Annotated in this window: 8 protein-coding genes; 7 read left to right on the forward strand and 1 reads right to left on the reverse strand. The window is 72.5% G+C overall.

The annotated features are described in order from the left end of the window. Window positions 1-265 precede the first annotated feature (265 nt). The 5 genes from MR1_RS17780 (at window position 266) to MR1_RS17800 (ending at window position 5,462) form a co-directional block, all read left to right on the forward strand. On the forward strand, window positions 266-850 hold the full coding sequence (locus MR1_RS17780) for a hypothetical protein (RefSeq protein ID WP_084344886.1): 585 nt from the start codon (window positions 266-268) through the stop codon (window positions 848-850). Between the two features lie 209 nt (window positions 851-1,059). Next, window positions 1,060-1,995, forward strand: a complete 936-nt coding sequence (locus MR1_RS17785; RefSeq protein WP_157518355.1) for a hypothetical protein — start codon at window positions 1,060-1,062, stop codon at window positions 1,993-1,995. A gap of 172 nt (window positions 1,996-2,167) precedes the next feature. After that, window positions 2,168-2,887 carry a class I SAM-dependent methyltransferase gene (locus tag MR1_RS17790; RefSeq protein ID WP_067250182.1) on the forward strand — a complete coding sequence of 240 codons (720 nt, stop codon included), beginning with the start codon at window positions 2,168-2,170 and terminating at the stop codon, window positions 2,885-2,887. 127 nt (window positions 2,888-3,014) lie between these two features. Beyond that, a complete protein-coding gene (locus tag MR1_RS17795; RefSeq protein WP_067250185.1) occupies window positions 3,015-4,076 on the forward strand; it encodes a polyprenyl synthetase family protein in 1,062 nt (353 codons plus the stop codon). 12 nt (window positions 4,077-4,088) lie between these two features. After that, complete coding sequence (locus MR1_RS17800) at window positions 4,089-5,462, forward strand: FAD-dependent oxidoreductase (protein WP_067250189.1); 1,374 nt, start codon at window positions 4,089-4,091, stop codon at window positions 5,460-5,462. Between the two features lie 189 nt (window positions 5,463-5,651). On the opposite strand, the gene MR1_RS17805 is transcribed toward MR1_RS17800, so the two are convergent. Then, on the reverse strand, window positions 5,652-6,035 hold the full coding sequence (locus MR1_RS17805) for a hypothetical protein (RefSeq protein ID WP_067250192.1): 384 nt from the start codon (window positions 6,033-6,035) through the stop codon (window positions 5,652-5,654). A 77-nt stretch (window positions 6,036-6,112) separates the two neighbouring features. Here MR1_RS17805 and MR1_RS17810 point away from each other — a divergent pair, with 77 nt between their 5' ends. After that, window positions 6,113-6,724, forward strand: a complete 612-nt coding sequence (locus MR1_RS17810; RefSeq protein ID WP_067250195.1) for a hypothetical protein — start codon at window positions 6,113-6,115, stop codon at window positions 6,722-6,724. 151 nt (window positions 6,725-6,875) lie between these two features. Continuing rightward, window positions 6,876-7,580 carry a copper resistance CopC family protein gene (locus MR1_RS17815; RefSeq protein WP_084344888.1) on the forward strand — a complete coding sequence of 235 codons (705 nt, stop codon included), beginning with the start codon at window positions 6,876-6,878 and terminating at the stop codon, window positions 7,578-7,580. Window positions 7,581-7,829 lie beyond the last annotated feature (249 nt).

Below are 7,829 nucleotides of genomic sequence, written 5' to 3' on the forward strand. Positions count from 1 at the left end.
CCGGCGGTCCCCGCCGACACGCGGAGGACGCGCGCGACACCCGCGCCGACGGCGACGATCCCGTCTCCGCGGCGCAGCCAGGCGGTCGGCGTCGTCGGGTCCGCGTACGCCAGAAGATCCTCGACGGGATCGATCTCCCGGGTCGTCACGACCAGACCACTGCTCACCCGTCCAGCCTATTCCGCAGGCGTCGCCCTCGCGGTCGCCGGGGTCGTTGCCCTGCCGCCGCGTCCGGCGGACGACGGGCCGGTCGTAGAGTGGCGAGGTGACCGCTCCCCGCCCCGCCGCCGGCAGCCCGATGATCTTCCAATGGCGCAAGTGGGACGCCTCGCCGCACTGGCGGCACGAGTGCGTGTACCTCGGCGCGGACGAGTGGGGCGACTGGATCGGGCAACCGGTCGGCTGGCGCAGCGCGCGGCCGGGGCGGGACTTCACGGCGCGCGGCCCGAACGTGACGCTGGTGCCGCGCGCCGCGGGGGACGACGGCGCGGACCATGCGGTGACCGTGAACCGCGACCACCCCGAGGGGATGCGCATCTACATCGACCTCGGCTGGGACGTCCGCTGGGGTGGGGCCGACGGCATCCCGGATCCGCTGTTGGCGACGGGGATCGATATGGATCTCGACGTCGTACGCATGGACGGGCCCCGCGGCACGTGGGTGGACGATCGCGATGAATGGGACGCGCACCGGGTGCGTTACGGCTATCCGGCGGAGGTCGTCGCCCGCCTGGAGGCCCGTGCCCTGGACCTGGAGTCGAGGGTGCGCGCGAAGACGCCCCCGTTCGACGACGCGGTGCCCGACGCCTGGCTGGACCGGCTCGTCGCCCTCGGCCTCGACCGCCGCTGACGCCCGAGGCCGTCTCCCTGTATCCCGGTCCCGATCCGCACACCTTGTCCCGATCTGCACAAGTTGTGACGGGACGGGTGTGCAGATCGTGCCCGGGTGTGCGGATCGGGCACCACGGCTGCACCTCGGGACAGGGACCGGACCGGCCGCAGGTGCGGATCGGGAGCGCGGGGCTCGGTCGGGTCGAGGACACCTGGCAGGGTGGAGGCATGCGCCCCACCCACGGAATCCGCGTCGGTCTCGCCGTCGCCGCCGCGACGGCGGCGCTCCTCCTCTCCGGATGCACCGGCTCCGAAGCGCCTTCGGAGCCGTCCGCGTCGTCCGCGCCCACGGCGTCGCCGACCCCGGACACGCCCCGCTTCGCGCTCGCCGAACTGCAGACCATCCGCGTCCCGGAGCTCTGCGGCCACCCGGCGGGCGTGCTCGTCGACGGCCGGCTGCCGGGGATCCCCGAGGCGCAGGGGCGGGTGATGCTCGCGCCCGGGCTCGCCGAGGACGTCGCCGCCGGTGCCGAGGAGAGCGACGGAGCGGTGGTCGGCGCGGACGCGGCGGGCGAGCCGTTCCTCGCCGCGACGCTGTACTGCGATCAGGGAGGGGTGTCCTGGCCGAACGTGGTCGTCGTCTGGGACGCGGACCGTGCTCCCGTCGCGACCTTCCACGCGGAGGAGCTGACGGGCGGCGACCGCGAGAAGATCTGGTCGCTGAGCCCCGCCGATGCGGGGTTCCACGCGCGGTGGACCGCACCGGCGGCGGAGGACGCGGCCTGCTGCCACCAGCTGTCGGTGGAGGCCGACATCACGGTGGATCTGGCCGCGGGGTCCACCGCGCCCGGCGAGCCGGTCGTGCACCGCGGCGAGGAGCAGGTCCGTGCCGTGGCGGAGGCCGCGCTCGCGGGAGAGCCGGTCCCGGACGGGATCCAGATCGCCGCCGGTCTGGTCGACGGTCTCGTCGGCATCCGCGACAAGGGGTGGACCTACGATCTCGACGGCATCGTGTGCCAGGACTCGTCCGATATGCAGCGGAGCCTGGTCTGCGGGATCCCGGTCGCGAAGGACGGTGAGGAGCTCGCCTTCGTGGTGTACCCCGCGCGGGGAGCCGGGTGGAACGTGTACGACATCCCCTCGTTCGAGCTCGAGCTGTACTGACCCAGGCAAGCCCCCTTCCCGCCCCGATCTGCACACCTTGTCCCGATCTGCACGGGTTGTGACGGAATGGGTGTGCAGATCGTGATCGGGTGTGCAGATCGGACCGGGATCCGAGCGCACGGACGAGCCGGGGTCGGGTGTGGGGGCAGGTGACGGAGCCTAGGATCGAGGGATGACCCCGGACGAGGCCAATCGCGCCGATCTGCACAAGGATCCCGCCCGCGTGAGCGGGATGTTCGACCAGGTCGCGGCCGGTTACGACCGCACCAATGTGGTGATGACGTTCGGCAACGACGCGCTGTGGCGTGCGGCGACGACCCGGGCGGTCGCACCGAAGCGCGGCGAGCGGATCCTGGATCTGGGCGCGGGGACCGCCTCATCCTCCGCTTCCCTGGCCGGCAGCGGCGCCGAGGTGGTGGCGGCCGACTTCTCGCCCGGCATGCTCGCCGAAGCGCGTCGGCGGCACGGACACCGCTCGAACCTCCGCTTCGTGCAGGCGGATGCGACGGCTCTGCCGTTCGAGGACGACGAGTTCGACGCCGTCACGATGTCGTACGCGCTGCGCAACGTGCAGGATCCCAAGAAGGCGATCGCCGAGCTGTTCCGGGTCACCAAGCCCGGGGGGCGCATGGTCATCAACGAGTTCTCGACGCCGCCGAACCCCCTCTTCCGCGGCCTCTACCGCTTCTACAACGCTCAGGTCCTGCCGCGCGTCGCTCGGGTGGCCGGGACCAACGCGGACGCCTACGACTACCTGAACGAGTCGATCGCGGACTGGCCCGATCAGCGCACCCTGGCATCGTGGATCCGCGACGCGGGCTGGACGAGCGTCGAGTACCGCAACCTGTCGTTCGGCATCGTCGCGCTGCACCGCGCCCGGAAGCCCGCGTAATCCGCCGCCCCCGCATCGAGTGGTCAGTTTCTGTGGCTTCGCGGCCCGTGAACCCACAGAAACTGACCACTCGAGGATCGGCGGGCAGGCGGACGCGGCGCATCCGGCGCGCGGGTAGGCTGGACGGGTGACTTCGAGCCCTACCGCCTCGGGTTCGCGCCTCGCGAGCCGTCTGGGGTTCAGCGACCGCGTGTTCGTCGGCCCCGCCGCGCGCCGGCTCGCCCGGGAGATCGAGGCCGGACTCGACCTCGTCGAGACAGGGCTCGCGGAGGACCTGCGCGTCGCCGACCCCATCGCGGACGCCACGAGCCGCTACCTGTACGAGGCGGGCGGCAAGCGGGTGCGTCCCGTGCTCACCCTGCTCACCGCCCAGCTGGGGGAGGGGAACGTCCCGGCGGTCGTGGACATCGCCAAGGCGCTGGAGATGACGCACCTCGGATCCCTCTACCACGACGACGTCATGGACGGAGCGGATCGCCGTCGCGGCGTCCCGGCCGCCCACGCGGTGTGGGGCAACAGCATCGCCATCCTCACCGGCGACCTCCTCTTCTCCCGCGCCAGCCAGCTCATGTCGAACTACGGCGACCGGGCGATCCGGCTGCAGGCGGACACCTTCGAGCGCCTCGTCCTCGGGCAGATGCACGAGACCGTCGGACCGCAGCCGGAGGACGACCCCATCGCGTTCTACCTCCAGGTGCTCGCCGACAAGACCGGATCCCTCATCGCCGCAGCCACGCAGGCGGGCGCCATCTTCTCCGGCGCGCCGGCCGAGTACGAGGAGCCGCTGCGCGTCTACGGCGAGAAGGTGGGTGTGGCGTTCCAGCTCCTGGACGACGTGATCGACCTCTCCTCGAAGCCCGAGGACACCGGCAAGGTGCCGGGGACCGATCTGCGCGCCGGAGTCCCGACGATGCCGTCGCTGCTGCTGACGACCGAGGACGACGAGGCCTCGGCCGCGCTCGCCGCCGAGATCGACGCCGGCGTGGCACGGATCGCGGAGGGCGAGGACGCGGCGATCCTGGACGAGCCGCTCGCGCGCCTGCGCGACCACGCCGTCACCGCCAAGACCCTGGAGCTGGCGCGCACGTGGACGCGCGACGCCATCGCCGCGCTCGACCCGCTGCCGAAGGGGCCGGTGCGCGACGCGCTCACCCGCTTCGCGCAGTCGCTGGCCGACCGCAGCAGCTGACGAAAGGAACCCATGACCAAGCTCAGGCTTGCCATCGTCGGTGCCGGACCCGCGGGCATCTACGCGGCCGACATCCTGCTCAAGGCGGAGCGTCGCTTCGACGTCTCGATCGACCTGTTCGAGCAGCTGCCCGCCCCGTACGGCCTGGTCCGCTACGGCGTGGCGCCCGACCACCCGCGCATCAAGGGGATCATCACGGCGCTGCGCGACGTGCTGGACCGGGGCGACATCCGGCTGTTCGGCAACGTGCGCTTCGGTGAGGACATCACTCTCGAGGACCTCAAGCGGCACTACAACGCGGTGATCTTCGCCACCGGTGCCGTGCGCGACACGTCCCTGGACATCCCCGGCATCGACGCCGTCGGCTCCTACGGCGCCGCGGACTACGTGAGCTGGTTCGACGGGCATCCGGACGTGCCGCGCGAGTGGCCGCTGGACGCCGCCTCGGTCGCCGTGATCGGCAACGGCAACGTGGCGCTGGACGTGTCCCGGATGCTCGCGAAGCACGCCGAGGACCTCCTCGTGACCGAGGTGCCGGACAACGTCTACCAGGGACTGAAGGCGAGTGCCGTCACCGACGTCCACGTCTTCGGCCGCCGCGGCCCCGCGCAGGTGAAGTTCACACCGCTGGAGCTGCGGGAGCTGGGCGAGCTGCGCGACGTCGACATGGTCGTGTACGACGAGGACTTCGACTACGACGAGGCCTCGCGCGATGCGATCGCCAGCAACAAGCAGGTCATGGTGATCGACCGGGTGCTGCAGTCGTGGCGCAAGCGCGACTCCGTGAACAACGCCGGAGGCACGGCGTCCCGGCGCCTGCACCTGCACTTCTGGGCGCGACCGGTCGAGGTCCGCACCGACGATGAGGGGCGCGTGAGCGCGTTCGTGTACGAGCGCACGCGCCCGGACGGTCAGGGCGGCGCGGTCGGGACGGGCGAGTTCCGCGAGGTGCCGGTGCAGGCACTGTACCGCGCGATCGGGTACTTCGGCTCGCCGCTTCCCGGCGTTCCCTTCGACAAGAAGCACGGCGTCATCCCGAACCGCGAGGGCCAGGTCCTCGCGAAGGACTCGAACGAGCGGGTGCCGGGCATCTACGCCACCGGCTGGATCAAGCGGGGACCGGTCGGGCTGATCGGGCACACGAAGTCGGACGCGATGGAGACCGTGCGGCACCTCATCAACGACCAGGGGTCGTGGTGGCAGCCGGAGGATCCGTCGGAGGAGGCGATCCCGGCGCTGCTCGCCGAGCGCGGCGTCCGCTGGACGGACCTCGACGGCTGGCACCGGCTCGACGAGCACGAGATCGGGCTAGGCGCGCCGCAGGAGCGGGCCCGTGTCAAGGTCGTCCCGCGCGACGAGATGGTCCGCGTTTCCCGCGGCGAGTGACCCGCCTCCCAGTCCGCGCGCGTATCCGGGCCTGATCCTGCGCCTGATCCCGCACGCGGTTCTGCTCGCGCCGGATCAGGCGAACGCGCCGGATCAGGCGAGCATGCCCTCCGCATGCCTGATGCGGCGCGAACGCCTGAGCTGGCGTGGCCCGTGCGGGACCGGGCGCGCGACACGAGGGCGGAGCGGCTAGGGCTTCGCGACGACCTCGACGGTGAAGGCGACGGACTTGCCGGAAGCCGCGTTGTCCAGCGTCACCGCGGTCGTGCCGACGCGCAGCGCCTCGAGCCCGGGGTTGAACTGGGCGGATCCGTCGTCCTTGCCGGGGATGAAGGAGACGACCGTCGGATCGGCGATCTCGGCGGACCACTCCGTGAATGCGGTGTCGTCGCCGATGAGGTCGATGGAGTTGCCCTCGGCGACCTCCACGGTCGTCCCGTCGATCTCCCCGAGGTCCACGATCACCGGGGGCAGGGTCTGGCCGCTGGGCGAGCCGCAGGCTGTGAGCCCGAGCAGGGCCGCGGAGGCCACGACGGCCACGGCGGCGCGGGCGAGGAGCGGGCGGATCGACATGGGCGGCCTCCGGGGGCGGGGGATGCGGTCGTCCCCAGCGTAGGGCGGGGACTCGCTGCGCGGCTAGCATGGAGAGGATGAGCACCAGGGGCGTACGCACCGCACGCGGGACCACCGCGGCGTCGGTCGCGACCTTCGTGGCGCTGCTCTCGCACGTCGCCGGCGGCGGAGCGATGCCCGGATGGATCGGGATCGTGCTGCCGTGGGTGTTCTCCGTGCTCGTGTGCGTCCCGCTGGCGGGCAAGCGCCTGTCGGTCGTCCGCCTCGGGATCGCGGTGTCCCTGAGCCAGGCGCTGTTCCATGTGCTGTTCGTGCTGGGCACCGGCTCTGCGACGGCTCTGGTCGGCACGGGCCACCACGGCACCGTGCTGCTCGCCGGCGGGGGAGCGGGCGCCGACCCTGTCGCCTCCGCCATCGTCGGGGACGCGCCGATGTGGGCCGCCCACGTCGCCGCCGCCGCTCTGACGATCCTCGCCCTGCATCGCGGGGAGCGGATCCTCAAGCGGCTCGGTGGGATCGCGGCGGATGCCGCCGCCTGGTTCTCCCGCAGCATCCGCGTCCTGTCGGCGGTCCGGGGCATCGAGACGCCGCGCGAGCAGCGGGTGGCGATGTCCGCAGCGCCGCCGGCCCGGCGTCCGATCCTCTTGACCGCGGTCGTCCGTCGCGGTCCTCCTGTCGCGCTCGTGTGAATCGCCGCCCGCATCCGTGGGCCGATCGGCGCGCCTCGGGCGGCTGCCGATCCTCTGCGCGAGTCCGTCGGACGACGCCTCGTGCCGCACACATCCGCGACCGCCGGCCCTCCGGCGCGCATCCGGACCCTCGGGTCCTGCAGGAGAGATCATGAACGTTATCCATCCGTCCCCTTCCGCCCGCGCGGCGCGGCCCGCACGACGCCGGTCGGTGGTCCGCACCGCGCTGGTCGGCGTCGTCGTCGCCTTGGCCGCCGTGCTCGGCACCGCCCTGCCGGCCGCCGCCCATGACGAGCTCGTCGACTCCACCCCGGCGCTCACCGACGACGGCTCCCCGGCCGTCCTCGAGACTGCGCCGGCGGAGATCGTGCTCACCTACTCGGCCGACGTCCTCCAGGGCACGGCCGTCGTCGCGGTGATCGACGAGAACGGCGACGATCACGTCGCGGGACCGGCCACCATCGTGGGCAACATCGTCACCGCGCCCGTCGCGGACGACCTCGCGGCGGGATCCTACGAGGCGCGCTGGGCGGTGACCTCGTCGGACGGGCACCCGATCTCCGGGATCATCCCGTTCTCCGTCGCGAACGGAGCGGCGGCCTCGCCGGAGCCCAGCGCCAGCGCCGCGCCTTCCGACGAGGCGACGCCGTCCGCGACGGCGGCCCCGAAGGACACCGCGGCCCCGAAGGACACCGCGCCTCCGGCGTCGGGCAGCGATGCCGGCGAGGCCGGGCCGCTGCTGGGCATCGTCATCGGCGTCGTCGTGGTGGGCGCGATCATCGTGATCCTGGTCACCCTCCTGATGCGGCGCCGTTCGGCTCCGGGCAAGGGATCCTCCTCCGACACGGACGCCTGAGCGGCGACCGACCCTCACCGTCGCCCCGGCACCGTGCCGGGAGCGACCGATCGACCGTGGACGCCGTGCGTCCGGTCGCACACCCGGCGCGCCCGCGCCCGGTCTCCTCGACGACCTCGAAAGAAGACATCATGACCCGTTCCCTGTTCTCCGCCTCCTCGATCGCTCCGGTCTCGCGTCGTCGCGCCGGACGCCTGGCCGTCCTCGCCGCGGCGACCACGCTCGCCCTCGCGGGCTGCGCGCCGGCGG

The organism is Microbacterium resistens NBRC 103078 (assembly GCF_001552355.1).
In the GTDB taxonomy this organism is placed as follows: Bacteria; Actinomycetota; Actinomycetes; order Actinomycetales; family Microbacteriaceae; genus Microbacterium; species Microbacterium resistens.

Bases quoted from the DNA above. Each gene is read 5' to 3' on its own strand.
- MR1_RS17785 (WP_157518355.1), top strand. From the start codon at position 1,060: ATGCGCCCCACCCACGGAATCCGCGTCGGTCTCGCCGTCGCCGCCGCG.
- MR1_RS17790 (WP_067250182.1), top strand. From the start codon at position 2,168: ATGACCCCGGACGAGGCCAATCGCGCCGATCTGCACAAGGATCCCGCC.
- MR1_RS17800 (WP_067250189.1), top strand. From the start codon at position 4,089: ATGACCAAGCTCAGGCTTGCCATCGTCGGTGCCGGACCCGCGGGCATC.
- MR1_RS17805 (WP_067250192.1), bottom strand. From the start codon at position 6,035: ATGTCGATCCGCCCGCTCCTCGCCCGCGCCGCCGTGGCCGTCGTGGCC.
- MR1_RS17810 (WP_067250195.1), top strand. From the start codon at position 6,113: ATGAGCACCAGGGGCGTACGCACCGCACGCGGGACCACCGCGGCGTCG.
- MR1_RS17815 (WP_084344888.1), top strand. From the start codon at position 6,876: ATGAACGTTATCCATCCGTCCCCTTCCGCCCGCGCGGCGCGGCCCGCA.